Source organism: uncultured Kluyvera sp. (genome assembly GCF_902485085.1).
Taxonomy (GTDB): domain Bacteria; phylum Pseudomonadota; class Gammaproteobacteria; order Enterobacterales; family Enterobacteriaceae; genus Kluyvera; species Kluyvera ascorbata.
The window spans coordinates 1-25,358 of sequence record NZ_CABTJS010000190.1; the positions used below are offsets into that span (position 1 = coordinate 1).

Sequence of the window (25,358 nt, forward strand, 5' to 3'; positions counted from 1 at the left end):
AAGCCGGTCTTACGGCTGTAACGGCATAAGCCGTTATAACCGTGGCGGTTCAGATACAGGAATTGAGCAGCACGCATGATGCACGCCATTTCAGCGCCATAACGCAACCCACCGCTTTTTACCGTACCCGCCTGCTTATTGAACGCGGCGCGGACTTCGTTGTACCCCTGCGGGCTGTTCTTGCTGTTGAATAGTTCGCGGGCCGCATCGATCACTAAGTCCGGGTAACGAGTGACTTCCCGATACAGGTTAATAAGATCCGGGTTGATATCAGCCAGCACATAGCGGCGGTACTCAGTCGCCAGAAATACCGATGCTCCGCCTACGAACGGTTCGATCATGCAGTCGGCTTTAGGAAGGTGCGGCAGCAGGTCAGGAAGGACACTGGTTTTACCCCCTGCCCATTTGATGAACGGGCGGATCATTTTACAGGACTCCGTAATGGGAAGCTGGAATAGAAGGGCGCTGCAATTCTTCAATGCAGTGCTGACGCAGATTGCTTATAAAATTGGTGGTTACTGACCCACTGGCAGAAAGGGTTAACTCACCATCACGGCGGGTTTTAATGGTTAACCCTTCATTTTCGATAGCAGGTAAAAGAACATGCAAAATGAAGCTATATTGATCACGTCTGGTCATAATCTCTTCCTCAAAAAAAGAATGAGTTGAACCGCCGCCACTTAATAAAGAGGCGGAGAAAACAGAGTTGATTTTTTAAAACCGAATTACTTAATTAGCTTTTTAAATAACTCAGCCAGTGTAAGCAGAAAGCCTTTATTTATTTTCTGGGTATAAATAAACGGTTTATTTTTACCTTTGATAAATTGAACCTGCGCCGGTTCGGGCTTAAAAAATCTTCCGTCCGGCGTTTCCAGCCAGCCGCGTGAGTTCTTGAAGTGTGTGACCTGGCATCCATGCTTAAGCAGGCTCGCCAGTGATGGGCCTTCATCGTGCATTACTGCCCCCTTGCTTATACATCTGATCAACCGTGTGCATGGCTTCCGCTAAAGCAAAGTCACGCCCGTAATAATCGCCATTACTGGAAATACGATAAGAGTGCTTAAACGTAAAAGGATTACGTGGGCACTTCTGAATAGTGAAGCCACGATATAAATACGAGTGACGACTTAACTGTATTAATTGCACAGCCACAAAAGCCCCCTCACATTCCCAATTTAAGTAATTCACCATCAACATGGCGGGCCACGTCTTTGGTTATTTTCTTAATCAGCTTTTTGTCCCTGATCATAAACTCGCCGCTATTGGTGCGAATCATGAAGCCCGTTTGCATATCTTTTAAATGGGTGTCCAGAATGTCGTTGCATTCACGCACCCGGTTTTCATGGTTGGCTGTTTTCTGGCTCATCGCGATAACCTCAAAGACCGATCCACAACAACCAGGCGTCGCGCTGTTCTTTCGGACGGTTGTAGTAGGCGTCTCGCATTGCGCGGTTGAATTCTGGAATATAAATCCAGTTCTCAGCGCGAGCGCCCAGGCTTTCCGGGTTCTTCCACGGGATGATCGGCAACTTACCGTCTTCAATCATGCTCTTGACCGTGGCGGGCTTCTTACCGATTAACTCGGCGAACTTCGGGTACGGAACTGCGTCAACGGCGTGGCGCACCTCAATGAAACCTTCTAGCTCTTTGTCTGTCATTGTGTTTATTCCTCTGAATTAATTTATGCCGGGATTTTTAGCCATGCCCGGCGCATGGTTTTGTGGTAATTTCTCTATGCCCTTATTGTTCATGCCAGAGCGTCGGGGCATAACAGCAACCCACCACAAGGATCCGTTATGGAACTCAATATCACTACTTGCTATAAAATCTTTGAGAAGCACTTCAACCGTATCTCCGAGTCTCTTGATGTAAGCCCATCAACCAGACACGAGTTAGAGAATTTCGTTGCTTACCGTGCCCTCATCCTTTTTAAGCTGGATCTACTTTTAATTAATCACCGCAATTCAATTGATGAAGATCGCTTTATCCTGTTCGGGAAAAATGCTCTCCATCATTATTTATTCACAAAAAAAGGCGTCCCTTACTCAGAAGCAAAAAAACTGAACCTTCAAGACTCGTTAGTTATTCTCGCGGATGATATTTTAAAATATTCATTACCTACTGAAATAATTAACTTCCTTAAAAACGAATTTAACTTCTCATCAGATAACATTAAGTATGTTAAAGATGAAATGCGCGTATTTAAGGATTCGGATTGGGATTTCGAACCTGCCGATACACGATTGAATTAATAAATTCGTTGGTAGATTTTAGCTTTCCCTCGGCTTGTTCTGCCTGTTCCCGTAGAGACTCTGGCTTTCCTGTTAGATTTCTACGGGACGTAAGTTTGACAATTACTTCCTCAAGGAAAGAAATTAGTTCTTCATCAGAAAGTGAACCCGCAAAGATACGCGGTTTATCGTTTTTTCCCGCATCACACATCGCGTTATGAGCATTATTCATAAACTGCCTTTCAGTACTTAAGCGCTCTTGCAGATCAGCGGTTGCTTTATTTATCGCCTGGACAAAATCACCACTATCGGAGGACTCCACAAAGATAACATTCTGCGTATCTTCACCGTACATAAACCACCCGATCAGGCTCCCCGCAGAAGCATAGCGGCAGCAGAACCCCTCACCCCTTCCCTCATGTTTCATGACCATTTGTGCTAATCTCCGCATTGGCGCTAGGCGCTTATTTCGGCTTCTAACTGCTTAAACTGGCAGTTGTTTAAGTCACTTTAAAATGACCTTACGCAAATCATAGTCACTCAGGAATGACCATGTCAATAGACTACTCGCAAAAACTAACTGAACTACGAAAGGCCGAAGGGCTAACACAACGTCAATTCTCTGAATTAACAGGAGTTTCATTAGGAACGATCAAGAATTATGAAAGTGGGCACGGCATTGGAGGAATAGCAACCGTGGAGAATGTCATAAATATTCAACAATTTCAGAAGTATACGCTTTGGCTAATGACCGGTAATACCGCACCAGAAGCCGGACAAATTGCCCCGGCTCTCTCTCTTGATGGGCCAGAAGATGCGGCAACGTCGCGCCGCTCCGCCCGCAAAACTGGTTAACACTGCATCATGATTTCATTGACTGGATAGATTCAATTTCACTCTGTCATACCGGAGGGCTTCGCTATGTCGATTAAGAAGCTCGAAGGTGGTCAATATGAAGTAGACGTATGGCCGCGCGGACGTAACGGAAAACGTATCCGCAGGCGATTTGAGAAGAAACAAGAGGCGGTTCTTTTTGAGCGTTATGTATTAGCCAACGCCGACAAAAAAGAATGGCTGGGCGCGAGCGTTGACCGCCGCAACTTAAGCGAGTTGTTAGATACTTGGTGGCTGCTGTACGGACAGACTCAGGAAAATGGCGAGATTGAAAAGCGGCACCTGAATAAAACAATCAGGGCGCTGGGCGATCCAGCCGTTAACAGACTGAACAAGCGAATGATTGCTCAGCACCGAGGCCAACGGCTGGAAGACGGTATCAGCGCAGCAACGATCAACCGGGATATTTACCGCTTATCCGGGATGTTCAGCACGTTGATAAAACTGGAAGAGTTCAGGAAGGACAACCCCTGCAAGGGGCTGGAACCACTGAAAGAAGCGCCGCCAGCTATGACCTATCTCGCCAAATCGGAGATCAGCAGATTGCTGGATACTCTGACCGGCGACGATCGGCGTTTTGCGCTGTTATGTCTCAGCACCGGCGCACGCTGGGGCGAAGGAAGCACGCTGCGAGGTGAACAGGTTAATCACGGGCGCGTGACGTTCCTTAAGACCAAAAACGGGAAAAAACGCACGGTTCCGATATCGGAAGAACTGGAGAAAGAGATCAAGACCAGCGACACCGGGCCACTGTTCAAAGTTGATTATGAAAACTTCTGCGAACGGCTCAAACAGGTTAAGCCCGATTTACCACGCGGGCAGGCCACGCATGTGCTTCGGCATACGTTCGCAAGCTGGTTCATGATGAACGGGGGAAACATTATTGCGTTACAGCAAATTCTGGGGCACGCCAGCATACAACAGACGATGGTTTACGCTCACCTTGCACCTGATTACCTGCAACACGCAGTAACGTTAAACCCTCTTGGCGGCGGGCTGACGGTGTGACAATGTTGTCTACATCTTGTCTACACCCGTAGCGCTATATCCTTCTTGTAACTGCTTATGGCTGTTGCAAGGAGGATTGATTTATAAGGGATTTTTTCTAAGTACCTGATAAAAAAAACCCCCACATCATGTGGGGGAAGACAGGGATGGTGTCTATGGCAAGGAAAAACAGGGTTTGTTACTGGTTGCTACGGGTATTGCTACTAAACAGGTTCTGACTCGGTACTGAACCTTGCTGCATCCGTGCAACGTCACGCAGCTGCTCCATACGCTGCTGGTGATTCTCATTTAAAGCCGCTTGCTGCTCCGGCGTTAACAGGCGGTACATCTGGTTGCGTACCCGCGCCATTTCTACCTGGCGGTTAACCTGCTCCTCGGCCATTTTCTCGGCCTGGGCTCGCACGGCGGCTTCATCAAATTTTTCTGCGGTGACAAGGCGATGCATTGTCTCCACTTCGCTAACATTAACAGGTGGACGATCGTGTCGTGCCCGTTGCATCAGATCGCGCATCTGTTGGCGCTGATGTTCGGTTAAACTAATACCGTCGAACATATGGCCCTGGCCGCTTCGCAGCGTATTGCTTTCCGCTGGGTGCCAATTAACGCTGGTGACGACTTCATCGGCCTGGCTATATGCACTGAATGCCAGCGTTGAGGCCATGACGGCAGCGATAACATTGCGCATCACATGCTCCCAAAAACTTTTGTGTCGCGATTCAACGAGAGACAGTTTACGATTCAGGCTGCAAACATGCGTCAGGGGGTGTAAAACAACGTAAAGTCATGGATTCGCTGGCTCTGATGACGTAATTTCTGCCTCGGAGGGATGAAAATATGAATAAAATTTTATTAGTTGATGATGACCGCGAGCTGACTTCCTTGCTCAAGGAACTTCTTGATATGGAAGGCTTTAATGTCCTTGTTGCCCACGATGGCGAACAGGCGTTAACGCTGATTGACGACAGCATCGACCTACTTTTACTCGACGTAATGATGCCGAAGAAAAACGGTATCGACACGCTGAAAGAATTGCGACAGACACACCAGACTCCCGTCATTATGTTAACCGCTCGCGGTAGCGAGTTGGATCGCGTACTGGGCCTTGAGCTTGGCGCGGATGACTATTTGCCAAAACCGTTTAACGATCGCGAACTGGTCGCCCGTATTCGCGCTATTTTGCGCCGTTCACATTGGAGCGAACAGCAGCAAAGTAGCGATACGAGCTCACCAACCGTAGAAGTTGATTCCCTAAGCCTGAACCCAGGGCGTCAGGAAGCTAGCTTCGATGGTCAAACGCTCGAGCTGACCGGCACTGAATTTACCCTGCTCTATCTGCTGGCACAGCATTTGGGCCAGGTGGTTTCCCGTGAACACCTGAGTCAGGAAGTCCTGGGTAAACGCTTAACGCCGTTCGACCGCGCGATTGATATGCACATTTCCAACCTGCGCCGGAAGCTGCCAGAGCGTAAAGACGGTCACCCATGGTTTAAAACCCTGCGTGGTCGCGGATACCTGATGGTCTCTGCTTCATGATAGGAAGTTTAACCGCCCGCATCTTCGCCATTTTCTGGTTAACGCTAGCGCTGGTGCTGATGCTGGTTTTGATGCTACCAAAGCTCGACTCCCGTCAAATGACCGAGCTGCTCGATAGCGAGCAGCGCCAAGGCCTGATGATTGAGCAGCATGTTGAAGAAGAGCTTGCCAACGATCCCCCCAACGATTTGATGTGGTGGCGTCGGCTGTTCCGCGCGATTGATAAGTGGGCTCCGCCGGGCCAGCGTTTGTTGCTGGTCACTAGCGAAGGCCGCGTGATCGGCGCAGAACGCAACGAAATGCAGATCATTCGTAACTTTATCGGCCAGTCTGATAATTCCGATCATCCGCAGAAGAAGAAGTACGGGCGCGTTGAGTTGGTCGGGCCTTTCTCCATTCGCGACGGGGAAGATAACTACCAGTTATACCTGATCCGCCCAGCAAGCAGCTCGCAGTCCGACTTTATCAATCTGCTGTTCGACCGGCCTTTACTGCTGCTTATCGTCACTATGTTGGTTAGCGCCCCGCTGTTACTATGGCTCGCATGGAGTCTGGCAAAACCGGCGCGTAAGCTAAAAAACGCCGCGGATGAAGTGGCTCAGGGCAACCTGCGTCAGCATCCAGAGCTGGAGGCAGGGCCGCAGGAATTCCTCGCCGCCGGTGCCAGCTTTAACCAGATGGTGATGGCGCTTGAGCGAATGATGACGTCACAGCAGCGACTGCTCTCTGACATCTCTCACGAGCTGCGTACGCCGCTGACGCGTCTGCAGCTTGGCACGGCGCTTCTGCGTCGTCGCAGCGGTGAGAGCAAAGAGCTGGAGCGTATTGAAACCGAAGCGCAGCGTCTGGATAGCATGATTAACGACATGCTGGTGATGTCGCGCAATCAGCAGAAAAGCGCACTGGTCAGTGAAACCCTGAAGGCTAATCAGCTGTGGGGCGAAGTGCTGGATAACGCCGCGTTTGAAGCTGAGCAGATGGGCAAATCGTTTAGCGTCGATTATCCGCCGGGTCCGTGGCCGCTTTACGGTAACCCGAACGCGCTGGAAAGCGCGCTGGAGAACATCGTACGTAACGCCCTGCGCTACTCACATACCAAAATTGCCGTCAGTTTCTCGGTGGATAAAGACGGCGTTACCGTCCACGTGGACGATGACGGCCCAGGCGTAAGCCCGGAAGACCGCGAGCAGATATTCCGTCCGTTCTATCGTACCGATGAGGCGCGAGACCGTGAATCTGGCGGAACGGGGCTGGGGCTGGCGATTGTTGAAAGCGCCATGCAGCAGCACCGCGGCTGGGTGAAGGCTGATGACAGCCCGCTCGGCGGGTTACGGCTCACGCTGTGGCTACCGCTTTATAAGCGAACCTAAAAACCATCGGCCTGCGAATGCAGGCCGATTTTTTTGTATCGTCTAGCCCCACAACCTTCTGCTGTTATCTTCAATCTTGCCGCTCAAACGGCGCTTCTGCATAGTTCTGCTCCAGCTGACCGACAACCCGGCTGCGCTCAGCAGACGGTGATACTGGTCGTCATCGAACGGCATATGCCAGGCAATAGCGGCGGCGTCATACACTGACACATCGCTCAGGCGCGACACCAACTCCAGCGGAGCGTCGGTGGAGACCTTACCCGGCGCAATCACCCGATACAGCCAGCCGACCTTACCGCTGCTCTGCATCAAAGATGCCATATCACTGATAGCAAAGTGGAAATTGAGTTTAAAGCACGGCGAACGCGGCTGGGTGACCTGGATCAGCGTCTCACCCCAGCGGTAAATATCACCGATAAAAACGTTGTGCTCGGTCATCCCTTCCGTTGACAGGTTTTCACCAAACGCCGGGGCGCAAAACAGGGCAGCCTGTTCGGGGAAGTCACGAATCAGGTCTTCATAATGTTCGCGGGGGAACTGGCACAGCGCGCGGTCGGGGCCGCCGTGGATTTTTTTCTCGGCCTGTTCATCACCCAACAGTCCCAGCTCGGTGAGTTCCAGTTCGCCATCCATCTGGACCTTCGCGATGGCGCTTGGGCGACTGCCGTCATAGTCACGGATTTTGCCAATAAACACGTCAACCGGATAATGCATCTGCTGCTCCTTAGGCGGATACAAAAAAAGCGAGTCATCAGACTCGCTTCTACAGACCGGCAATGCAAATTATTTTTTAGCGGCGAAACGCGCTGCTGCTTCGTCCCAGTTCACCACGTTCCAGAACTCTTTGATGTAGTCCGGACGACGGTTCTGGAATTTCAGGTAGTAAGCGTGTTCCCAAACGTCCAGGCCCACGATTGGGAAACCGGAAGCACCGGAAACGGCTTCACCCATCAGCGGGGAATCCTGGTTTGCGGTAGAAACCACAGCCAGTTTGTCGCCTTTCAGCACCAGCCACGCCCAGCCAGAGCCGAAGCGAGTTGCTGCTGCTTTTTCAAATTCAGCTTTGAAGTTATCTACGGAACCGAAATCACGCTCGATAGCCGCTTTCAGGTCACCCTGCAGGGTGGTGCCTTTTTTCAGGCCTTTCCAGAAGAAGCTGTGGTTAGCGTGGCCGCCAGCGTTGTTACGCAGAACGGTTTTCTTGTCAGCCGGCAGCTGGTCCAGTTTCGCGATCAGCTCTTCAGCAGACAGCGCAGCGAATTCCGGCAGGCTTTCCAGCGCTGCGTTAGCGTTGTTAACGTAAGCCTGGTGGTGTTTGCTGTGATGGATTTCCATCGTCTGTTTGTCGAAGTGCGGTTCCAGGGCATCGTACGCATAAGGCAGTGATGGCAGGGTATAGCTCATAATCATCTCCATTATTGTCGGGCGGCAAACCTGTAAACGCCGCGTAATCAGTTGGTTCATTATAGTTAATTAAATGATATTGAAAATGATTATCAATGCCGTAGTTTTTATAAGGTTATAACTTTAGGGCATAGATGTTTTTTTGTGAGCCTGAACAGCTAATTACACCACTTACTGCCAATGTATCTCCCTGGATGGCAACAGCCTGAAGGTTAAAAAAACGCCAAATTTTTATCCTCATCCTGTCGGAAGACGATTACTACGACAAAAAATGGATGAGGATAAAATCAATGAACCATGCAATTACGATGGGTATTTTTTGGCATTTGATAGGCGCGGCCAGTGCAGCCTGTTTCTATGCCCCGTTCAAAAAAGTTCAGCAGTGGTCATGGGAAACCATGTGGTCTATTGGCGGGATTGTTTCGTGGATTATCCTGCCCTGGGCGGTCAGCGCCCTGCTCTTGCCCGACTTTTGGGCCTACTATCGTTCCTTCAGCGCTTCAACGCTCCTGCCGGTGTTTCTATTTGGCGCCATGTGGGGGGTCGGCAACATCAACTACGGCCTCACCATGCGCTATCTCGGCATGTCGATGGGGATCGGTATTGCCATTGGCATCACGCTGATTGTTGGTACGTTAATGACACCAATTATTAACGGCCAGTTTGACGTACTCATTCACACCCAGGGCGGCCAGATGACGCTGCTGGGTGTGCTGATAGCCGTTATCGGTGTCGGGATTGTCACCCGTGCCGGGCAGTTGAAAGAGCGCAAAATGGGCATCAAAGCGGAAGATTTCAACCTGAAGAAAGGGTTAATGCTGGCCATCATGTGCGGCGTCTTCTCCGCCGGGATGTCCTTTGCCATGAACGCCGCCGAGCCGATGCACGAAGCCGCCGCCGCGCTAGGGGTCGACCCGCTCTATACCGCGCTGCCAAGCTACGTGGTCATTATGGGCGGCGGCGCGTTGGTTAACCTCGGCTTCTGCTTTATTCGTCTGCTAAAAGTCAAAAACCTGTCGATAAAAGCCGACTTCTCGCTGGCAAAACCGCTGATAATCAGCAACATTCTGCTTTCTGCCTTAGGCGGGCTGATGTGGTATTTCCAGTTCTTCTTCTACGCGTGGGGCCACGCCAGCATTCCGTCGCAGTATGACTATATGAGCTGGATGCTGCACATGAGCTTCTATGTGCTGTGTGGCGGTCTGGTGGGGCTGATTTTGAAAGAGTGGAAAAATGCCGGACGCCAACCCGTTAGCGTACTGAGTCTGGGCTGCGTCGTCATCATTATTGCCGCCAACGTCGTTGGGCTAGGTATGGCAAGCTAAACCGCGAACCTCAGGCGGCAACGCGACTCCGTTGCCGCCACTGCCCTGGCGTCATCCCTATCTCACGGTTAAATACCACCGAGAAATAGTTACTATCCTCAAACCCGCAGCTCATTGCGACTTCGCCAATCAGCATTTCCGTGTGCTGGAGCAGGTACTGCGCGTGGCAAATTCGCAGTTGGCGCAGGTAGTGGTTAACGGTCATGCCGGTCTGGCTGCGGAACTGCTGACGCAGAGCGCGTTCACTACAGCCCTGCTGCTCGCAGAAGGTATCAAGTACGAAAGGACGATTCAGGCTGCCCGCCAGCACCGTCAGCAGCTTGTCGAGCAAGGCTTCACTCTGCGTCGCCGCCTGGTTATCGGTGGCATAACGGTACCGCTTCAGGCATACCACCAGTTGGGCAAACAGCAGCTCGGACATCTCGTTGGCTAACGCGTCGTCTTTGCGGCTCTCTTGCTCCAACTGAGTCATTATCTGCCGCGCCTGCGTCATGCCGGTACTGCCTATCCGCCAGTGCGGTGCCCAATGCGAGCCGTGCAGCCCGGGAATATGAGCTACCCAATCGAGGTTGAGCTTTAAGCGCTCAGGACAGTAAATAATATTCTGTAAAACCAGATCGTTAACAGAGGCGTAAGAGTGTTTATCCTCGGCGCGAATGTAAAACAGGTCGCCGCGGGTAATACGATAGGGACGGTCGTTGAGAATGTGCAAACCGTTGCCGCGCCAGACCATCACCAGCTCGGAGAATTCATGGGTATGCTCAGCAAAGACATTTTGTGGATAGCGGTCAGCCACCGCCACGGCCTGCGCCGGGCTGGCAAAAAAATCGGCTTTTCGAAGAATTAACTGACCTGACACGCGGGCACCTCACGACTAACAACTCCTTATTATTCGCCGTTTCGAGGCAAAAAACGGTGATTGTCTTCTCGTTACTGAAGCAGGGTATCTCGCCCCTGGCGAATATCGCGTGGCGACCAGTCAAATTCGCGACGAAAAAGGGTAGAAAAGTGGTTACTGTCGCCAAAACCACAGTGATAAGCAATCTCGGTCACACTCTCATCGCTGTGGCGCAGCATATGGCGCGCTTTAATCAGGCGCAGACGGTTAAGGTAGCGCTGTGGCGTCAGGCCGGTGCAATGTTTGAGCTGGCGGTGCAGGGTACGCAAAGAGAGCGAGAAACGTTCCGCCAGCCCCTCCCAGCACACCTCTTCCGCGAAATGCTCTTCCAACCACGCCATCAGCTGATTCAGGCGCGCATCGTTATCCATCGCCCCCTGTTCCTGACTGCCTTTACGCAGCAGCACCAGCAGCTGCATAAACAGAATTTCGCGATTGGCCAGCGACATCATATCGGTGCTGTCGTTCGCCTCTTCCATCTGGCCGACGATCGCCCTCACCTGCTGTAGCGTGCTTTGGTTTACGCGCCAATGGGAAGGATAGTGACCGTCCTGCTCCTGCGGCAGCAGTTTATTCAGACCTGACAAGAACTGGAAAGCATCCGGCGCGCGATATAACACATTCGTCAGACAGAGGTTTTCCGTGTGCTCATATAAGTGCCGGTCAAAGTCGCGAACGAAGCAAACAGTGCCGCCACAAATGGTATGCGGCTGACCATTGAACACATGAATACCCGTACCGTGCTCAACAATAACAATCTCATTAAAATCATGATGATGCTCAGGAAATGCAGCCTGAGGAAGTCGAGGTTCGATAGCCACGGGAAGCTTGCCAGAAGAGAAGAAATCCACGCTGTGTAGTACGGTCATCGCGAGCCTCAACAAATGAGAAAGATTATCAGGATAGTAATATCCGATGAGCGATCTGACCTTGACGTTTTGACAGCAAACCGCGCAAAGCCGGTCGTTTTTTCAAGAAACAGCCGGAAAGATCGGGAAATGCGGTCATCATCACACCCCCTGAAAACCCTGCCATCGGCGGAATTTGTGAACTCTCTCACGTTCATCTTTGCTTTCTTGCCAGCGCCTAATTTCGCCTGTCAGTAACGAGAAGGTTGTGACATTGCGCTTTTTCTAGACTGTCTGGCAATGACTCATAGAAGGACTCTTGCCATGACTTTTCGCCATTGTGTGGCCGTCGATTTAGGCGCCTCCAGCGGACGCGTAATGCTGGCGCGCTTTGATGCCGAACAGCGTTCGCTTTCACTGCGCGAAATTCACCGTTTCGTGAACAATCTGCATAAGCAGGAAGGTTTCGATACCTGGGATATCGACGCGCTGGAAGCGGAAATCCGCATCGGCCTCAACAAAGTGTGCGATGAAGGCATTTTGATCGACAGCATCGGTATCGACACCTGGGGCGTGGACTACGTCCTTCTGGACAAGCACGGGCAGCGCGTTGGCCTGCCGGTGGCCTACCGCGATAGCCGCACCGATGGCGTCATGGCCCTGGCGATGGAACAACTGGGTAAAGGTGAGATCTATCGTCGCAGCGGCATTCAGTTTCTACCGTTCAATACGCTCTACCAGCTACGGGCGCTGGTTGAACAGCAACCGGAGCTGGTCAGTAAAGCGGCTCATGCGTTGCTGATCCCGGACTACCTTAGCTTCCGCCTGACCGGAAAAATGAACTGGGAATACACCAACGCCACCACCACGCAGTTGGTCAATATTAACAGCGATAACTGGGATGAAGACCTGCTGAACTGGACCGGTGCGCCGCGCGAGTGGTTCGGTACGCCGACCCACCCCGGCAATGTGATCGGTCACTGGATCTGCCCGCTGGGTAATAAAATCCCGGTGGTTGCCGTCGCCAGCCACGATACCGCGAGCGCCGTGATTGCCTCACCGCTGGCAGACCACGATGCCGCCTATCTCTCCTCCGGCACCTGGTCGCTGATGGGTTTTGAAAGTAAAACCCCGTACACCAGCGAGATGGCGCAGCGCGCCAACATCACCAATGAAGGTGGTGCGGAAGGGCGCTACCGGGTGCTGAAAAACATCATGGGTCTGTGGCTGCTACAGCGCGTCCTGAAAGAACAACATGTTGGCGACCTGCCTGAGCTGATTGCAAAAACGCAGGCACTGCCAGCCTGCCGCTATCTGATTAACCCGAACGAAGACCGCTTCATCAACCCGGAAAACATGAGCGCGGAGATTCAGGCCGCCTGCCGCGAAACGGCACAGCCCATTCCGACCACGCCTGCCGAACTGGCGCGCTGCATCTTCGACAGCCTGGCGCTGCTGTATGCCGACGTGCTCAACGAACTGGCGCAGCTTCGCGGCAAGCCGTTCAGCCAGCTGCACATCGTGGGCGGCGGCTGCCAGAACCAGATGCTGAACCAGCTTTGCGCTGATGCCTGCGGTATTACCGTGGTCGCGGGACCGATTGAAGCATCAACCCTCGGCAATATCGGCATTCAGCTAATGACGCTGGACGAGCTCACTAACGTTGACGATTTCCGCAAGGTGGTGACCGGTAACTACGGCCTCACCACATTCACCCCCAATCCAGACCATGAAATTGCCCGCTACGTTGCGCAGTTTCAGCAAAAACGACAGACAAAGGAGCTTTGCGCATGACCACTCAACTTGACCAAGCCTGGGAACTCGCGAAACAGCGCTATTCCGCTGTAGGTATCGATGTCGAAGAGGCGTTACGCCAGTTGGACCGTTTACCGGTTTCGATGCACTGCTGGCAGGGCGACGACGTCGCGGGTTTTGAAAATCCAGAAGGCAGTTTAACGGGTGGCATTCAGGCGACCGGTAACTACCCGGGCAAAGCGCGCAACGCTACCGAGCTGCGCGCCGACCTGGAGCAGGCGCTGAGCCTGATCCCTGGGCCAAAACGTCTCAACCTGCACGCTATCTATCTGGAGTCTGACACCCCGGTAGCACGAGACCAAATCAAACCGGAGCACTTCAAAAACTGGGTTGAGTGGGCGAAAGAACACAAGCTGGGCCTCGATTTTAACCCGTCTTGCTTCTCGCACCCGCTGAGCGCAGACGGCTTTACGCTGTCCCACGCCGACCCGAAAATTCGCCAGTTCTGGATTGACCACTGCAAGGCCAGCCGCCGCGTTTCCGCCTACTTTGGCGAGCAGTTGGGGACGCCTTCGGTGATGAACATCTGGATCCCGGACGGCATGAAAGACGTGACCGTTGACCGTTTAGCACCGCGCCAGCGTCTGGCCGCCGCGCTGGATGAAGTCATCAGCGAAAAACTGGACCCGGCGCACCACATTGACGCCGTGGAAAGCAAACTGTTCGGTATTGGCGCGGAAAGCTACACCGTCGGCTCTAACGAATTCTATATGGGCTATGCCACCAGCCGCCAGACCGCATTGTGCCTGGATGCTGGTCACTTCCACCCAACCGAAGTTATCTCGGACAAAATCTCCGCCGCCATGCTGTACGTGCCGCGCCTGCTGCTGCACGTGAGCCGCCCGGTACGTTGGGACAGCGACCACGTGGTGGTGCTGGACGACGAAACTCAGGCCATCGCGAGCGAAATCATCCGCCACGACCTGTTTGACCGTGTGCACATCGGCCTTGATTTCTTCGACGCCTCCATCAACCGCATCGCCGCGTGGGTTATCGGTACCCGCAACATGAAGAAAGCCCTGCTGCGCGCGCTGCTGGAGCCAACCGAACAGCTGCGTCAGTTGGAAGTTGACGGTGACTACACCGCGCGTCTGGCGCTGCTGGAAGAGCAGAAGTGCCTGCCGTGGCAAGCGGTGTGGGAAATGTACTGCCAGCGTAACGATACGCCTGCGGGCAGCCAGTGGCTGGAGAGCGTGCGCAGCTACGAGAAAGAGATACTGAATAAGCGTAAATAATCGAGTGCGATTGCCGGATGGCGGCTTTGCCTTATCCGGCCTACGAAACAACAGCCGTTGTAGGCCCGATAAGCGCAGCGCCATCGGGCATTAAAGCAAACAGGACACAAAGACTATGCAGACCATTACCGATTCCTGGTTCGTCCAGGGCATGATTAAAGCCACCTCTGACGCCTGGTTAAAAGGCTGGGACGAACGCAACGGCGGCAACCTGACGCTGCGCCTGGACGACGCGGATATCGCGCCGTTCACCGCCGATTTCCACGCTAAACCGCGCTATATCGCCCTGAGCCAGCCAATGCCAATGCTGGCGAATACGCCGTTTATCGTCACCGGTTCCGGCAAGTTCTTCCGCAACGTACAGCTCGACCCGGCCGCCAACCTCGGCGTGGTGAAAGTCGATAGCGACGGCGCGGGCTACCATATTTTGTGGGGGCTGACTCACGAAGCTGTACCAACCTCCGAGCTGCCGGCGCATTTCCTGTCACACTGCGAACGTATCAAACTGACCGGCGGTAAAGACCGCGTCATCATGCACTGCCACGCGACCAACCTGATCGCGCTGACCTACGTACTGGAAAACGACTCCGCGCTGATTACCCGCAAACTGTGGGAAGGCAGCACCGAGTGTCTGGTGGTCTTCCCGGACGGCGTCGGCATTCTGCCGTGGATGGTGCCGGGCACCGATGAAATCGGTCAGGCGACCGCCGTTTCTATGCAGCAACACTCTCTTGTGCTGTGGCCGTTCCACGGCGTCTTCGGCAGCGGCCCTACGCTCGACGAAACTTTTGGTCTGATTGATACCGCCGAAAAATCCGCAGAAGTGCTGGTTAAGGTGTACTCGATGGGCGGCATGAAGCAGACCATCACGCAGCAAGAACTGATTGCCCTCGGCCAGCGCTTTGGCGTGACTCCGATGGCCAGCGCATTAAATCTGTACAAGTAAGAACATCGCATAACCCCTGCGGGCAACGATCCGCAGGGGAAAAAATTCTGTTACCTGCAAACCAACTAACTCAAAACCGTGGAGTACAAGCAATGAAAATAAAAGCAAGCTTCATCCTCACCGTTGCCGCCCTGGCGTTGTCCGGTTCCGCTTTAGCTGAAGTGAAAATTGCCCTTGTGGCGAAGTCATTAGGCAATGGCTTCTTCGAAGCCGCGAACGTTGGCGCACAGGAGGCGGCCAAAGAGTTAGGCGATGTTAAAGTCATTTACACCGGCCCGACCACCACCACGGCCGAGGCGCAGATCGAAGTGCTCAATGGGTTGATCGCCCAGGGCGTCGATGCGATCGCGATTTCCGCTAACGATCCCGATGCCGTCGTACCGGTACTGAAAAAAGCCATGCAGCGCGGCATTAAAGTCGTGTCATGGGATTCCGGCGTTGCCGCCGGTGGCCGCCAGATTCACCTGAATCCGTCGAACAATCAGCTGATTGGTGAAACCAACGTTAAGCTTGCCGCCGATGCGCTGAAAGCGCTGAACGTGGAGAAAGGCGATGTCGCCATTCTGAGCGCGACCCCAACCTCCACCAACCAGAATATCTGGATTGGCGAGATGAAAAAGGTGCTGCCGAATTATCCGTCCATCAACCTGGTGACCGTGGCCTACGGCGACGACCTATCGGATAAAAGCTACCGTGAAGCGGTCGGGCTGCTGAAGTCCTATCCGGACCTGAAAGTGATTGTCTCACCGTCTTCCGTCGGCATCGTCGCGGCGGCGCAGGCGGTGAAGGATCAGGGAAAAATCGGCAAAGTTTACGTTACCGGGCTGGGGCTGCCGTCTGAAATGGCCGGGGCGATTAAGTCCGGCGCGAGCAAAAGCTTCGCCATCTGGAATCCGATCGATCTGGGCTATGCCGCGACCTATCTCGCTGATGACCTGGTAAAAGGCACGGCAACCAAAACCGAAGCCAGCATGGGCAAGCTGGGCAAAGTGAAGCTCGATGCTGACGGCAACGGCGCGATGTCCGAGCCGTTCGTCTACGATGCCAGCAATATTGATAAGTTCTCAAAAATCTTCTGATGCGTTTTGTAGGCCGGATAAGCGCTAGCGCCATCCGGCAAAACGGCAGGTGCGCTATGGCTTACCTGCCCTACAAATCCCCAATGATGGAGAACGATTATGGCTACACCTTTGCTGCAGCTTAAGGGGATAACCAAAGTCTTCCCCGGCGTGCGCGCGCTTGAAAACGTACAGCTCGATCTCTGGCCCGGCAAGGTCACCGCGTTAATCGGTGAAAACGGCGCGGGCAAGTCCACGCTGGTCAAAGTGATGACCGGCATTTATCAGGCCGAAGAGGGCGAGATTCTCTACAAGGCCATTCCGATTACCCTGCCCACGCCGGACTCCGCGCACCGGGTAGGGATCACCGCCATTCATCAGGAAACCGTGCTGTTCGATGAACTCTCGGTCACCGAAAATATTTTTGTCGGCCAGTATCTGTATAAGGGCTGGCTGAAAAAGCTCGACTGGCCTGCGATGCACCAGAAAGCGCGGGAAATCCTCACCCGCCTCGACGTGCAGATTGACCCGCGCGCCATCTTAAAAACCCTCAGCATCGCCCAGCGCCACATGGTGGCGATCGCGCGCGCGTTGTCATTTGAGGCGCAGGTGGTGATCCTCGACGAGCCCACCGCTGCCCTCTCCCAGCACGAGATTCTGGAGTTTTATCAAATCGTTGAACGTCTGAAGCTGGAAGGCAAAGCCATCCTGTTTATCTCGCACAAGTTTGATGAAATTTTTGAGCTCGCGGATCACTACACCATCTTGCGCGACGGCGTATACGTGGGCTCTGGCGCAATCAATGAGATAACCGAAGAGCGAATGGTTGCCATGATGGTAGGCCGTGCGATCACGCAAACCTACCCGAAAGTGGCCTGTGAAAAAGGCAGCGTGGTGCTGGAGGTCAAAGACCTTTGCCACCCGACCGAATTTGCCCATATCGACTTCACCCTGCGTAAAGGGGAAATTCTCGGCTTTTACGGCTTGGTCGGCGCCGGGCGCACCGAGCTGATGCAGGCGCTTTCCGGCGTGTCGCATCCGTCGTCCGGGGAGATCGTGCTGAACGGCAAACCGGTACGTTTTCGCCAGCCTGCTGATGCCATCAATGCCGGAATCGTCTGCGTGCCGGAAGAGCGACAAAAGCAGGGGGCGATTATCGAACTGCCGATTGCCCAGAACATTAGCCTGCCGCAGCTGAGCAAACTCAACCCGCGCGGCGTGCTCAACGACGCACGCGAATGGCAGCTTGCCGACGAATACGCCCGACGATTGCAGGTAAAAGCCTTTAGCTGGCGACAGCCGGTGGAGACTCTCTCCGGCGGTAATCAACAGAAAGTGGTGATCGGCAAATGGCTGGCAACTCATCCTGACGTGATCATTCTGGATGAACCGACCAAAGGCATCGATATCGGCTCGAAGGCCGCGGTGCATCAGTTTATGTCCGAGCTGGTTGCTCAGGGGCTGGCGGTGATTATGGTGTCATCGGAACTGCCGGAAGTGATGGGCATGGCCGACCGCATTATCGTGATGCATGAAGGGCTGATGGTCGCGGAATATCAGGCCGGTGAAGCCACCGCGGAAACCATCGTCAGTGCCGCCAGCGGCGCGGGGAAGGAGGCAGCATAAATGTGGCAATCCTTATTTAAACACCGCGAAGCGCTCCTCGCCGCGGTCATCATTTTGATGATCGGTGCCATCGGCAGCCGCGTGCCGTCGTTCGTCTCACCGGGTAACCTGGTGGAAATGTTCAACGATACCGCCATCCTAATCATCCTCGCGCTGGGACAGATGATGGTGCTGCTAACCAAAGGCATCGACCTGTCGATGGCCGCCAATCTGGCGCTCACCGGGATGATCGTTGCGCTGCTTAACTTCCATTATCCGACCGTTCCTGTATGGGCGTTACTGCTGCTAGCGACGGCGCTGGGGCTGGTGATGGGCATGATTAACGGCCTGCTGGTCTGGAAGCTCGGTATTCCGGCGATTGTGGTGACGCTTGGCACCATGAGCATCTACCGCGGGATTATCTTCCTGCTCTCCGACGGCGGCTGGGTCAACTCGCATCAGATGAGCGCCGATTTCCTCGGCCTGCCGCGAGCCTCACTGTTGGGCCTGCCGGTACTAAGCTGGTGTGCCGTGGCTGCGCTGCTGCTGGTCGGCTACTTCCTGCGCTTTAGCCGCACCGGGCGGGCGCTCTACACCGCCGGAGGCAACGCCACCGCCGCCTACTACACCGGGATCAACGCCGGGAAAATGCAGTTCGTCAGCTTCTGCCTTTCTGGCGCACTGGCCGGGTTCTGCGGCTATTTGTGGATCTCGCGCTTTGCCGTGGCCTACGTCGACGTCGCTAACGGCTTCGAACTTCAGGTAGTAGCTGCCTGCGTGATTGGCGGGATCAGCACCATGGGCGGCACCGGGCGCGTGGTGGGCTGCCTGTGCGGCGCGCTGTTCCTCGGCATCATCAACAACGCCCTGCCGGTGATCGGTATTTCGCCGTTCTGGCAGATGGCCATTTCCGGCGCGGTCATTGTGATTGCCGTCCTGCTGAACGAACGCGGCAATAAACGTAAAGGACGACTGATCCTGCGCGATGCCGCGCTGGCCCGACAAAAACAGGCGGTGCGCTCATGAGCAAAATAATGATGCCGGACGAGATTAAAACGGAAATCGCTGCGCCGTCGTTCTTCCAGCGTCTGCTGTGCTGGGAAGGCTTTTTACTGGCGGTGACGCTGCTGGTGTTTGTCGGCAACGCGCTGGCTTCGCCCTACTTCCTCAACATCTGGAACCTGTCGGACGCCACCTTCAACTTCACCGAGAAAGCGATCATCGTGCTGCCGATGGCGATGCTGATTATCGCCCGCGAGATTGACCTTTCGGTCGCGTCGACTATCGCCCTGAGCTCCACGCTGATGGGTTTCTGCGCCGCCGCTGGAATGGACACGCCATTGCTGGTTTGCGTTGGGCTAGGGGTCGGTCTGCTGTGCGGGCTGTTTAACGGCTTTCTGGTCACCCGCTTTAACCTCTCTTCCATCGTCATCACCATCGGCACGATGAGCCTGTATCGCGGCATTACCTACATTCTGCTCGGTGACCAGGCACTGAACAAATACCCGGAGAGCTTCGCCTGGTTCGGCCAGGGCTACGTATGGGGCGCACTGTCGTTTGAGTTTGCGCTGTTTATCGTGCTCGCCGCAGCATTTGCCTTCCTGCTGCACAAAACCAACTTTGGTCGCCGCACCTACGCCATCGGCAATAACCCCACCGGTGCATGGTTTTCGGGGATTAACGTTAAGCGCCACAACATGCTGCTGTTCGCGCTGGTCGGGCTGATGTCTGGCCTGGCGGCGGTGCTGCTAACTTCTCGTCTGGGCAGTACCCGGCCCACCATTGCGATGGGCTGGGAGCTGGCGGTGGTGACCATGGCGGTACTCGGCGGCATTAACATTCTTGGCGGCTCCGGCAGCATGGTCGGCGTCATTATCGCCGCCTTTCTGATGGGGCTCGTCACCTTCGGGCTGAGCCTGCTAAACGTCCCCGGCATCGTCATGTCCATCATCATCGGCGCGATGCTGATCGTGGTGATTTCACTGCCGATTATTGCTCGCCGGGTGATGCAACGAAGACGAATTTAAAGATGCTCCTCACCCCACAGGATGAGGGGAAAACAGGATTTCATAAGTTAGGTATTTAAGGAGAAACACCATGAGTTTTATGTTAGCACTGCCAAAAATCAGCCTGCACGGCGCGGGCGCCATTGGTGATATGGTCAACCTGGTTGCCGGTAAGCAATGGGGAAAAGCGCTGATCGTCACCGACGGCCAACTGGTGAAAATGGGCCTGCTGGAGAGCCTGTTCACCGCGCTGGACGAGCATAAAATGTCTTATCACCTGTTCGATGAGGTTTTCCCGAACCCAACCGAAGAGCTGGTGCAAAAAGGCTTTGCCGCCTATCAGGCCGAAAACTGTGACTACATCATCGCCTTCGGCGGCGGCAGTCCGATCGACACGGCGAAAGCGATTAAGATCCTGACCGCCAACCCTGGTCCGTCAACCGCGTACTCTGGCGTCGGCAAAGTGCTGAATGCGGGCGTCCATCTGGTGGCGATCAATACCACCGCCGGTACTGCCGCAGAAATGACCAGCAACGCGGTGATCATCGATTCCGCGCGCCAGGTGAAAGAGGTGATTATCGATTCCAACATCATTCCGGACATCGCCGTTGACGATGCCAGCGTGATGCTCGATATTCCGGCTTCCGTCACCGCCGCCACCGGCATGGACGCGCTGACTCACGCGGTTGAAGCGTATGTCTCCGTCGGCGCACACCCGCTGACCGATGCCAACGCGCTCGAAGCCATTCGCCTTATAACTCTGTGGCTGCCGAAAGCCGTCGACGAGGGTCACAACCTGGAAGCTCGCGAGCAGATGGCATTTGGCCAGTATCTGGCGGGCATGGCGTTTAACAGCGCCGGTCTGGGTTTAGTACACGCGCTGGCGCATCAGCCGGGTGCCACGCACAACCTGCCGCACGGCGTGTGTAACGCTATTCTGCTGCCAATCATCGAGAACTTTAACCGCCCGAATGCCGTAGCGCGCTTTGCCCGCGTGGCGCAGGCGATGGGCGTTGATACCCGCAACATGAGCGATGAAGTTGCGAGCATGGAGGCGATCGCCGCCATCCGTAAACTCAGCGCTCGCGTGGGCATTCCTGAAGGGTTCAGCAAACTCGGCGTGACCAAAGCTGATATCGAAGGCTGGCTGGATAAAGCGCTGGCCGACCCATGTGCGCCTTGCAACCCGCGTACCGCCAGCCGCGATGAAGTTCGCGAGCTGTACCTGGAGGCCTTATGATCCGTAAAGCCTTTGTGATGCAGGTGAACGCCAACGCACACGAAGAGTACCAACGCCGCCACAGCCCAATCTGGCCGGAGCTGGAAGCCGTGCTAAAAGCACACGGCGCTCACCATTACGCGATTTATCTCGATAAAGAACGTAACCTGCTGTTTGCAACCGTAGAGATTGAGTCCGAAGATCGCTGGAACGCGGTGGCGAACACCGAGGTGTGCCAGCGTTGGTGGAAGCACATGACCGACGTGATGCCGTCTAACCCGGATAACAGCCCGGTGAGCGCAGAATTGAAAGAAGTGTTTTATCTGGAATAAATAAACGGTTTGTATACCGTGCCATATAAAAAGGCCTCTGTATCCAGAGGCCTTTTTCATTTTTAGAAATAGTATTTGAAGCGGACACGTGCGCCGTAGCGATCGTCATCAGAGGAGACTTTTTCATCACTCTGGATTTTAGAATAATAAGTCCCCAGATAAATATTAAAGTTCTCCATATTCATTACGTTTTTAATCCAATATGACGCATGGACTGTATGAATATCGTAAGTGCCTTCTTCCTGAATAATGCAGTTGTTATCACAGACTACACCCGCAAAATCGCTAATTTTATTGTGTGCGTAGATATAACCCACTTCAACATTTTTCCACCAGATATTAGTGGCCGCAGTAAAGTCATCTTCGTTAGTGGCGTCCAGATAGGCAGTGTTCAGGTTAAAGATAACGCCATTATCCGGGTCACCTTTAGTGGTATCCCAGGTCATGGTTAAACCATAGCCGGTACGGTCAGACTGATCGACAAACTCGCCTTTGCTGTTGGTATAACCGTAAGCGTTGTTCACCACGTTCGATTCCATTGCCGCGGAGAAAGAAAGCTCAGATGTTGGCTTCCAGTTCACAACCGGACGCAGATAGACGACGTTTTTATCCTGTTCCATCTTACGACCGTGATAGGTACGACCGTCTACATTCACGTTATCGCCGTCAGAAAAAAGAGTAGTACCGTCTTCAATCAGCGAGTTAAGTTCGAAGTACCAGTCATCTACCTGCTTACTCATCAGGAAGTTACCACCCGCATCGGAACGACCGCGGCCTTCTTTCATCATATAGATGTAACCCTGACCATCGGTATACAGATCATTCGCAGTATTCCCCGAATGCTCGACAAAGGTATCCTGATTCAGTGGGAACATGTCGAAAGCTTCGAAACGACCGACTTCCACTTTCCAGTCATTTTCCTGGCCGAAATTGAAGCGCGCATCATCAAGATTCATGGTGCCATACATATCGGCCAACGGTTGTATAGAGAAGCCCGCGAACTGACCGTTACTCATCTTACGCACCCCATCAAAACCAATCAGGATACGACCGTCCATATCCCATGTTCCAATGGAGTGATCTTCATTAAGTTTGCTCAGCGTACCGCGGCGGCTTTCGCCATCCATATTGAATTCAACGTCACCGTAGATTTTGAGATCGCCATAGCCACTCAAAACAAGGTTAGGTGTGGCCGCATTTTTCCTGGTTTCTTCAGCTCGCGTTTCACCGTTCACCGGCGTATTGCCCTGAACAGCTTTAATTTCTTTAATTTCAGCGACCTGCTGTACCTGCAAATCCTGGACTTTTTGCTCAGCCCGATCGGCCCGATTTTCTGCTGCTTCCAGACGGGATTCTAACTGTTCCAGTCGCTGCTCCAACGTCATTTTCGTTGTTTTAGCAAAACTAGTATTAGCCACTAATAATAATCCAATAGCGACAGCTAATGTCGTTTTCTTCATTATTCACTTTCCTTGAAATAAAGAATAACCTGGAAACCCCAAAAGAGATTTCATGCGCACTTATATAATAGTGATGAATGTTTTTATAATTCCCTTACCAGAATGAATACATTCTAAAGAGAAATTACATTTCTTAGCAGGCACACGAACACTAGCTAATAATTTTTAGCGCGTAAATAAGGGGAATGAAAAGATCGTGAGCGAGATAACATTGAGGGAAGATAAAATAATAATAGTAGGATGAACTATAAATCCAAAATATAAGATATATAAACAAATAAAAATTAAATATTATTTTGATGTTATGATTTTGAAAAATAGATGCAGAATTATATATATCTGCATCTATCCACTTTCAGTTCTGCTCCGCGACCAGAATCGCCAGCGTATCCGGCTCCAGCGCTTTAAAAAGATGTGGCTCATCAGCGGGATAGCAGATGTAATCGCCCGCATTCAGCTCTTCCGGCGCTGCGGTCAGGCCAACCAGTGCTCGGCCCTGCGTGACAATAATATGCTCAATTGAACCCGGCGGGTGCGGCTGCGAGATACGGTCTGCACCAGGCTGCGTCGTCAGCAGATAGATATCGCGGCGCGCGCCCGGTGGGCAGGTCGCGAGTAATGTGGCCTGATAGTTGGCCTGCTCGGCAATCACCTTCGTCCCCTCACCCCGGCGGATCACCTGGGTTTTGTTGGGCTGCGGCTCAAGCAGACGGGCAAAAGGAATATCCAGCGCGACACAAAGTGCCCATAAAGTTTCCAGGCTAGGGTTACCGTTCCCGGCCTCAAGCTGCGAAAGCGTTGATTTGGCAATACCGGCGCGACGGGCGATTTCGGCCAGAGATAATCCGGTTCTTGCGCGCTCACGCACCAGGCTTTGAGCAATCACGCTGATTGGCTGTGTCATACACAACTCCATCGTTTTATTTATCGAACGAAACGTTCATCTTGAACTACCACACTGATTCGTTCATTATAATGGATATATCGTTCGATATGGTAAAATTCGATGTCATTAAAAATGTTCTCCTGTCTGAAAGGCAGCACAATTAAGGCCGTCTTTCTTGTTTGTCTCGCTGTCGGCGTAGTCGGCGTCTCTTATGGTTCGCTAGCAATGGCGTACGGCTTCCCGCTGTGGGTACCGCTGCTGCTCTCGGTCTCCGTCCTCGCGGGGGCGTCAGAATTTATGTTTATCGGCATTGTTGCCAGCGGCGGAAACCCGTTGGCCGCGGCGGCGGCGGGTCTGTTAGTCAACGCTCGTCATATTCCTTTTGGCGTGACGGTGCGTGACCTGGTGGGCAAACGCGCCGCCAGTTTTATTGGCTGCCATATCATGAACGACGAAAGCGTGGTCTTTGGCTTATCGCAACCCACCCCTGAACAGCGCAAAGCCGCTTTCTGGCTCTGTGGTCTTGGCGTCGCACTCTTCTGGCCGCTCGGAGCACTTTTTGGCGCAGCAGTCGGGAGGTTATTGCCCGCACCAGAAACCATCGGGCTGGATGCCGTATTCCCGGCCATTCTGCTGGCGCTGGTGATCCCGGCCTTTAAAAATCGCACCACGCTTATCCGCGCCTGCAGCGGCGCGGCGCTATCGCTTGCCGCCGTACCGTTCGCGCCGGTTGGGCTGCCGGTTCTGCTCTCACTGTTTGGTCTGCTGGCGAGGAAAAAATAATGGGTAACATGACGCTGTTTATCGCCGGAATCGCCATTCTTTCCGTGGGGACCTATCTGATGCGTCTTGGCGGCGCGAAGCTGGGTAATCGCCTGGCCTTTTCCGAGCGCTCGCAGGCGCTACTTTCCGATGCCGCCACGGTGCTGCTCTTTTCCGTTGCGCTGGCGACTACGTTTTATGAGGGGGAGCATTTCTCCGGTGCGGCGCGCGTGCTGGGGGTAGGTTTTGCGGTATTTCTGGCCTGGCGCAAAGCGCCGCTTATCGTCGTGATTATTGCTGCTGCGGTAGTTACCGCACTGCTGCGTCTGGCAGGTATCAACTAATCCGGCCTACTGCTAAAACGAAAAAAGCGCCCCTGGGGCGCTCTTTCTACAGTTGCTTAAGCTTATTTGTTCAGTTCAGCGGTCATGTGCACGCGGTTACCGGAATAAGCCTGGGTAATTTTGTAGGAGCTTGCACCAGCCTGTTCAGCCTGAGCTGCAATTTTCGCTTCTGCACCGTC

32 protein-coding genes are annotated in these 25,358 nt (G+C 53.5%); 17 read left to right on the plus strand and 15 right to left on the minus strand.

All coding sequences use genetic code 11. From position 1 onward, the window contains the following. The 6 genes from RDN66_RS23890 to RDN66_RS23915 all read right to left on the minus strand — a co-directional run. Positions 1-425 (minus strand): Dam family site-specific DNA-(adenine-N6)-methyltransferase (locus tag RDN66_RS23890; protein WP_308538230.1); only part of this gene is annotated, 425 nt, incomplete at its 3' end. Between the two features lies 1 nt (position 426). After that, a complete protein-coding gene (locus tag RDN66_RS23895) occupies positions 427-639 on the minus strand; it encodes a hypothetical protein (RefSeq protein WP_044597450.1) in 213 nt (70 codons plus the stop codon). 86 nt (positions 640-725) lie between these two features. Beyond that, positions 726-956, minus strand: coding sequence for a phage filamentation protein Fil family protein (locus RDN66_RS23900; protein ID WP_058687123.1), 231 nt, complete (start codon positions 954-956; stop codon positions 726-728). Next, positions 946-1,152, minus strand: a complete 207-nt coding sequence (locus tag RDN66_RS23905) for a DUF4761 family protein (protein ID WP_077817609.1) — start codon at positions 1,150-1,152, stop codon at positions 946-948. Before RDN66_RS23905 ends, RDN66_RS23900 begins: the two co-directional genes overlap by 11 nt. A 10-nt stretch (positions 1,153-1,162) precedes the next feature. Beyond that, entirely contained in the window at positions 1,163-1,366 is a 204-nt protein-coding gene (locus RDN66_RS23910) for a hypothetical protein (RefSeq protein WP_016246742.1), read from the minus strand. A 10-nt stretch (positions 1,367-1,376) separates the two neighbouring features. Further along, entirely contained in the window at positions 1,377-1,658 is a 282-nt protein-coding gene (locus RDN66_RS23915) for a Cox family DNA-binding protein (RefSeq protein WP_032969839.1), read from the minus strand. A 138-nt stretch (positions 1,659-1,796) separates the two neighbouring features. Between RDN66_RS23915 and RDN66_RS23920 the strand changes: the two genes are divergently transcribed. Beyond that, the gene (locus RDN66_RS23920; RefSeq protein ID WP_086538384.1) at positions 1,797-2,252 is read left to right on the plus strand and encodes a hypothetical protein; all 456 of its coding nucleotides are present in this window, start codon (positions 1,797-1,799) and stop codon (positions 2,250-2,252) included. Here the strand turns inward: RDN66_RS23920 and RDN66_RS23925 are convergent. Next, the gene (locus tag RDN66_RS23925) at positions 2,203-2,664 is read right to left on the minus strand and encodes a hypothetical protein (protein ID WP_133059721.1); all 462 of its coding nucleotides are present in this window, start codon (positions 2,662-2,664) and stop codon (positions 2,203-2,205) included. The two genes, RDN66_RS23920 and RDN66_RS23925, sit on opposite strands and share 50 nt — an antisense overlap. A gap of 119 nt (positions 2,665-2,783) precedes the next feature. Between RDN66_RS23925 and RDN66_RS23930 the strand changes: the two genes are divergently transcribed. Together RDN66_RS23930 and RDN66_RS23935 are read left to right on the plus strand one after the other, a co-directional pair. Further along, positions 2,784-3,086 carry a DNA-binding transcriptional regulator gene (locus tag RDN66_RS23930; protein WP_086538385.1) on the plus strand — a complete coding sequence of 101 codons (303 nt, stop codon included), beginning with the start codon at positions 2,784-2,786 and terminating at the stop codon, positions 3,084-3,086. 66 nt (positions 3,087-3,152) lie between these two features. Next, positions 3,153-4,133 carry a tyrosine-type recombinase/integrase gene (locus RDN66_RS23935; protein ID WP_086538386.1) on the plus strand — a complete coding sequence of 327 codons (981 nt, stop codon included), beginning with the start codon at positions 3,153-3,155 and terminating at the stop codon, positions 4,131-4,133. Positions 4,134-4,311: 178 nt separating this feature from the next. On the opposite strand, the gene cpxP is transcribed toward RDN66_RS23935, so the two are convergent. Continuing rightward, a complete protein-coding gene (gene cpxP / locus RDN66_RS23940) occupies positions 4,312-4,818 on the minus strand; it encodes a cell-envelope stress modulator CpxP (RefSeq protein ID WP_035892351.1) in 507 nt (168 codons plus the stop codon). 149 nt (positions 4,819-4,967) lie between these two features. On the opposite strand from cpxP, the gene cpxR reads away from it, so the two are divergent. Together cpxR and cpxA are read left to right on the plus strand one after the other, a co-directional pair. Further along, positions 4,968-5,666 (plus strand): envelope stress response regulator transcription factor CpxR, encoded by a 699-nt coding sequence (gene cpxR, locus RDN66_RS23945; protein ID WP_035892350.1) that lies wholly within the window; start codon positions 4,968-4,970, stop codon positions 5,664-5,666. Then, positions 5,663-7,036, plus strand: a complete 1,374-nt coding sequence (cpxA, locus tag RDN66_RS23950) for an envelope stress sensor histidine kinase CpxA (RefSeq protein WP_035892349.1) — start codon at positions 5,663-5,665, stop codon at positions 7,034-7,036. Before cpxR ends, cpxA begins: the two co-directional genes overlap by 4 nt. 42 nt (positions 7,037-7,078) lie before the next feature. Here cpxA and yiiM read toward each other — a convergent pair whose 3' ends face one another. After that, on the minus strand, positions 7,079-7,813 hold the full coding sequence (yiiM, locus tag RDN66_RS23955) for a 6-hydroxyaminopurine reductase (protein WP_202216855.1): 735 nt from the start codon (positions 7,811-7,813) through the stop codon (positions 7,079-7,081). A 6-nt stretch (positions 7,814-7,819) separates the two neighbouring features. Further along, on the minus strand, positions 7,820-8,440 hold the full coding sequence (sodA, locus tag RDN66_RS23960; RefSeq protein ID WP_035892347.1) for a superoxide dismutase [Mn]: 621 nt from the start codon (positions 8,438-8,440) through the stop codon (positions 7,820-7,822). Between the two features lie 290 nt (positions 8,441-8,730). On the opposite strand from sodA, the gene rhaT reads away from it, so the two are divergent. Beyond that, on the plus strand, positions 8,731-9,765 hold the full coding sequence (gene rhaT, locus RDN66_RS23965) for an L-rhamnose/proton symporter RhaT (RefSeq protein ID WP_308538232.1): 1,035 nt from the start codon (positions 8,731-8,733) through the stop codon (positions 9,763-9,765). Between the two features lie 10 nt (positions 9,766-9,775). Here the strand turns inward: rhaT and rhaR are convergent, their stop codons facing one another. Next, on the minus strand, positions 9,776-10,624 hold the full coding sequence (rhaR, locus tag RDN66_RS23970) for an HTH-type transcriptional activator RhaR (protein ID WP_035892345.1): 849 nt from the start codon (positions 10,622-10,624) through the stop codon (positions 9,776-9,778). A gap of 71 nt (positions 10,625-10,695) precedes the next feature. Next, on the minus strand, positions 10,696-11,532 hold the full coding sequence (gene rhaS / locus RDN66_RS23975; RefSeq protein ID WP_035892344.1) for an HTH-type transcriptional activator RhaS: 837 nt from the start codon (positions 11,530-11,532) through the stop codon (positions 10,696-10,698). Positions 11,533-11,835: 303 nt separating this feature from the next. On the opposite strand from rhaS (RDN66_RS23975), the gene rhaB reads away from it, so the two are divergent. The 9 genes from rhaB to rhaM all read left to right on the plus strand — a co-directional run bounded on the left by rhaB (position 11,836) and on the right by rhaM (position 21,727). Then, the gene (gene rhaB / locus RDN66_RS23980; RefSeq protein ID WP_035892342.1) at positions 11,836-13,305 is read left to right on the plus strand and encodes a rhamnulokinase; all 1,470 of its coding nucleotides are present in this window, start codon (positions 11,836-11,838) and stop codon (positions 13,303-13,305) included. Further along, positions 13,302-14,561, plus strand: a complete 1,260-nt coding sequence (rhaA, locus tag RDN66_RS23985; protein ID WP_308538233.1) for an L-rhamnose isomerase — start codon at positions 13,302-13,304, stop codon at positions 14,559-14,561. The genes rhaB and rhaA overlap by 4 nt, the downstream gene beginning before the upstream one ends. A 115-nt stretch (positions 14,562-14,676) precedes the next feature. Continuing rightward, entirely contained in the window at positions 14,677-15,507 is an 831-nt protein-coding gene (gene rhaD / locus RDN66_RS23990; RefSeq protein ID WP_202216859.1) for a rhamnulose-1-phosphate aldolase, read from the plus strand. A gap of 92 nt (positions 15,508-15,599) precedes the next feature. Further along, positions 15,600-16,586 carry a rhamnose ABC transporter substrate-binding protein gene (gene rhaS / locus RDN66_RS23995; RefSeq protein ID WP_035892339.1) on the plus strand — a complete coding sequence of 329 codons (987 nt, stop codon included), beginning with the start codon at positions 15,600-15,602 and terminating at the stop codon, positions 16,584-16,586. A gap of 99 nt (positions 16,587-16,685) precedes the next feature. Beyond that, positions 16,686-18,191, plus strand: coding sequence for a sugar ABC transporter ATP-binding protein (locus RDN66_RS24000; RefSeq protein WP_308538234.1), 1,506 nt, complete (start codon positions 16,686-16,688; stop codon positions 18,189-18,191). Continuing rightward, the gene (locus tag RDN66_RS24005) at positions 18,192-19,196 is read left to right on the plus strand and encodes an ABC transporter permease (RefSeq protein ID WP_202216861.1); all 1,005 of its coding nucleotides are present in this window, start codon (positions 18,192-18,194) and stop codon (positions 19,194-19,196) included. Further along, positions 19,193-20,197, plus strand: coding sequence for an ABC transporter permease (locus RDN66_RS24010; protein WP_202216862.1), 1,005 nt, complete (start codon positions 19,193-19,195; stop codon positions 20,195-20,197). Before RDN66_RS24005 ends, RDN66_RS24010 begins: the two co-directional genes overlap by 4 nt. A gap of 70 nt (positions 20,198-20,267) precedes the next feature. Further along, complete coding sequence (fucO, locus tag RDN66_RS24015; RefSeq protein ID WP_115073660.1) at positions 20,268-21,416, plus strand: lactaldehyde reductase; 1,149 nt, start codon at positions 20,268-20,270, stop codon at positions 21,414-21,416. Beyond that, positions 21,413-21,727, plus strand: a complete 315-nt coding sequence (rhaM, locus tag RDN66_RS24020) for an L-rhamnose mutarotase (RefSeq protein ID WP_035892333.1) — start codon at positions 21,413-21,415, stop codon at positions 21,725-21,727. The genes fucO and rhaM overlap by 4 nt, the downstream gene beginning before the upstream one ends. Positions 21,728-21,789: 62 nt before the next feature. On the opposite strand, the gene RDN66_RS24025 is transcribed toward rhaM, so the two are convergent. Together RDN66_RS24025 and RDN66_RS24030 are read right to left on the minus strand one after the other, a co-directional pair. Beyond that, on the minus strand, positions 21,790-23,187 hold the full coding sequence (locus RDN66_RS24025) for a carbohydrate porin (protein WP_308538235.1): 1,398 nt from the start codon (positions 23,185-23,187) through the stop codon (positions 21,790-21,792). A gap of 355 nt (positions 23,188-23,542) precedes the next feature. Then, positions 23,543-24,091 carry a helix-turn-helix domain-containing protein gene (locus RDN66_RS24030; protein WP_248537965.1) on the minus strand — a complete coding sequence of 183 codons (549 nt, stop codon included), beginning with the start codon at positions 24,089-24,091 and terminating at the stop codon, positions 23,543-23,545. A gap of 114 nt (positions 24,092-24,205) precedes the next feature. Between RDN66_RS24030 and RDN66_RS24035 the strand changes: the two genes are divergently transcribed. Both RDN66_RS24035 and RDN66_RS24040 read left to right on the plus strand, forming a co-directional pair. After that, positions 24,206-24,856: an AzlC family ABC transporter permease gene (locus tag RDN66_RS24035; RefSeq protein WP_115074394.1), complete on the plus strand. Its 651-nt coding sequence runs from the start codon at positions 24,206-24,208 to the stop codon at positions 24,854-24,856. Further along, positions 24,856-25,179, plus strand: coding sequence for an AzlD domain-containing protein (locus tag RDN66_RS24040; RefSeq protein ID WP_035892330.1), 324 nt, complete (start codon positions 24,856-24,858; stop codon positions 25,177-25,179). Before RDN66_RS24035 ends, RDN66_RS24040 begins: the two co-directional genes overlap by 1 nt. 62 nt (positions 25,180-25,241) lie before the next feature. Here RDN66_RS24040 and RDN66_RS24045 read toward each other — a convergent pair. Then, positions 25,242-25,358, minus strand: a 117-nt coding sequence (locus RDN66_RS24045; protein ID WP_308537927.1) for a DUF1471 domain-containing protein, incomplete at its 5' end; no start/stop codon positions are given.

Coding starts and splice junctions, on each gene's coding strand:
- RDN66_RS24030 (WP_248537965.1), bottom strand. CDS start 24,091: ATGACACAGCCAATCAGCGTGATTGCTCAAAGCCTGGTGCGTGAGCGC.
- cpxP (WP_035892351.1), bottom strand. CDS start 4,818: ATGCGCAATGTTATCGCTGCCGTCATGGCCTCAACGCTGGCATTCAGT.
- RDN66_RS24010 (WP_202216862.1), top strand. CDS start 19,193: ATGAGCAAAATAATGATGCCGGACGAGATTAAAACGGAAATCGCTGCG.
- RDN66_RS23895 (WP_044597450.1), bottom strand. CDS start 639: ATGACCAGACGTGATCAATATAGCTTCATTTTGCATGTTCTTTTACCT.
- sodA (WP_035892347.1), bottom strand. CDS start 8,440: ATGAGCTATACCCTGCCATCACTGCCTTATGCGTACGATGCCCTGGAA.
- rhaT (WP_308538232.1), top strand. CDS start 8,731: ATGAACCATGCAATTACGATGGGTATTTTTTGGCATTTGATAGGCGCG.
- RDN66_RS24040 (WP_035892330.1), top strand. CDS start 24,856: ATGGGTAACATGACGCTGTTTATCGCCGGAATCGCCATTCTTTCCGTG.
- rhaM (WP_035892333.1), top strand. CDS start 21,413: ATGATCCGTAAAGCCTTTGTGATGCAGGTGAACGCCAACGCACACGAA.
- cpxA (WP_035892349.1), top strand. CDS start 5,663: ATGATAGGAAGTTTAACCGCCCGCATCTTCGCCATTTTCTGGTTAACG.
- RDN66_RS23920 (WP_086538384.1), top strand. CDS start 1,797: ATGGAACTCAATATCACTACTTGCTATAAAATCTTTGAGAAGCACTTC.
- RDN66_RS23915 (WP_032969839.1), bottom strand. CDS start 1,658: ATGACAGACAAAGAGCTAGAAGGTTTCATTGAGGTGCGCCACGCCGTT.
- RDN66_RS24025 (WP_308538235.1), bottom strand. CDS start 23,187: ATGAAGAAAACGACATTAGCTGTCGCTATTGGATTATTATTAGTGGCT.
- rhaS (WP_035892344.1), bottom strand. CDS start 11,532: ATGACCGTACTACACAGCGTGGATTTCTTCTCTTCTGGCAAGCTTCCC.
- fucO (WP_115073660.1), top strand. CDS start 20,268: ATGAGTTTTATGTTAGCACTGCCAAAAATCAGCCTGCACGGCGCGGGC.
- RDN66_RS24005 (WP_202216861.1), top strand. CDS start 18,192: ATGTGGCAATCCTTATTTAAACACCGCGAAGCGCTCCTCGCCGCGGTC.
- rhaA (WP_308538233.1), top strand. CDS start 13,302: ATGACCACTCAACTTGACCAAGCCTGGGAACTCGCGAAACAGCGCTAT.
- RDN66_RS24000 (WP_308538234.1), top strand. CDS start 16,686: ATGGCTACACCTTTGCTGCAGCTTAAGGGGATAACCAAAGTCTTCCCC.
- rhaB (WP_035892342.1), top strand. CDS start 11,836: ATGACTTTTCGCCATTGTGTGGCCGTCGATTTAGGCGCCTCCAGCGGA.
- RDN66_RS23925 (WP_133059721.1), bottom strand. CDS start 2,664: ATGGTCATGAAACATGAGGGAAGGGGTGAGGGGTTCTGCTGCCGCTAT.
- RDN66_RS23935 (WP_086538386.1), top strand. CDS start 3,153: ATGTCGATTAAGAAGCTCGAAGGTGGTCAATATGAAGTAGACGTATGG.
- rhaD (WP_202216859.1), top strand. CDS start 14,677: ATGCAGACCATTACCGATTCCTGGTTCGTCCAGGGCATGATTAAAGCC.
- cpxR (WP_035892350.1), top strand. CDS start 4,968: ATGAATAAAATTTTATTAGTTGATGATGACCGCGAGCTGACTTCCTTG.
- rhaS (WP_035892339.1), top strand. CDS start 15,600: ATGAAAATAAAAGCAAGCTTCATCCTCACCGTTGCCGCCCTGGCGTTG.
- RDN66_RS23930 (WP_086538385.1), top strand. CDS start 2,784: ATGTCAATAGACTACTCGCAAAAACTAACTGAACTACGAAAGGCCGAA.
- RDN66_RS23900 (WP_058687123.1), bottom strand. CDS start 956: ATGCACGATGAAGGCCCATCACTGGCGAGCCTGCTTAAGCATGGATGC.
- RDN66_RS24035 (WP_115074394.1), top strand. CDS start 24,206: ATGTTCTCCTGTCTGAAAGGCAGCACAATTAAGGCCGTCTTTCTTGTT.
- RDN66_RS23910 (WP_016246742.1), bottom strand. CDS start 1,366: ATGAGCCAGAAAACAGCCAACCATGAAAACCGGGTGCGTGAATGCAAC.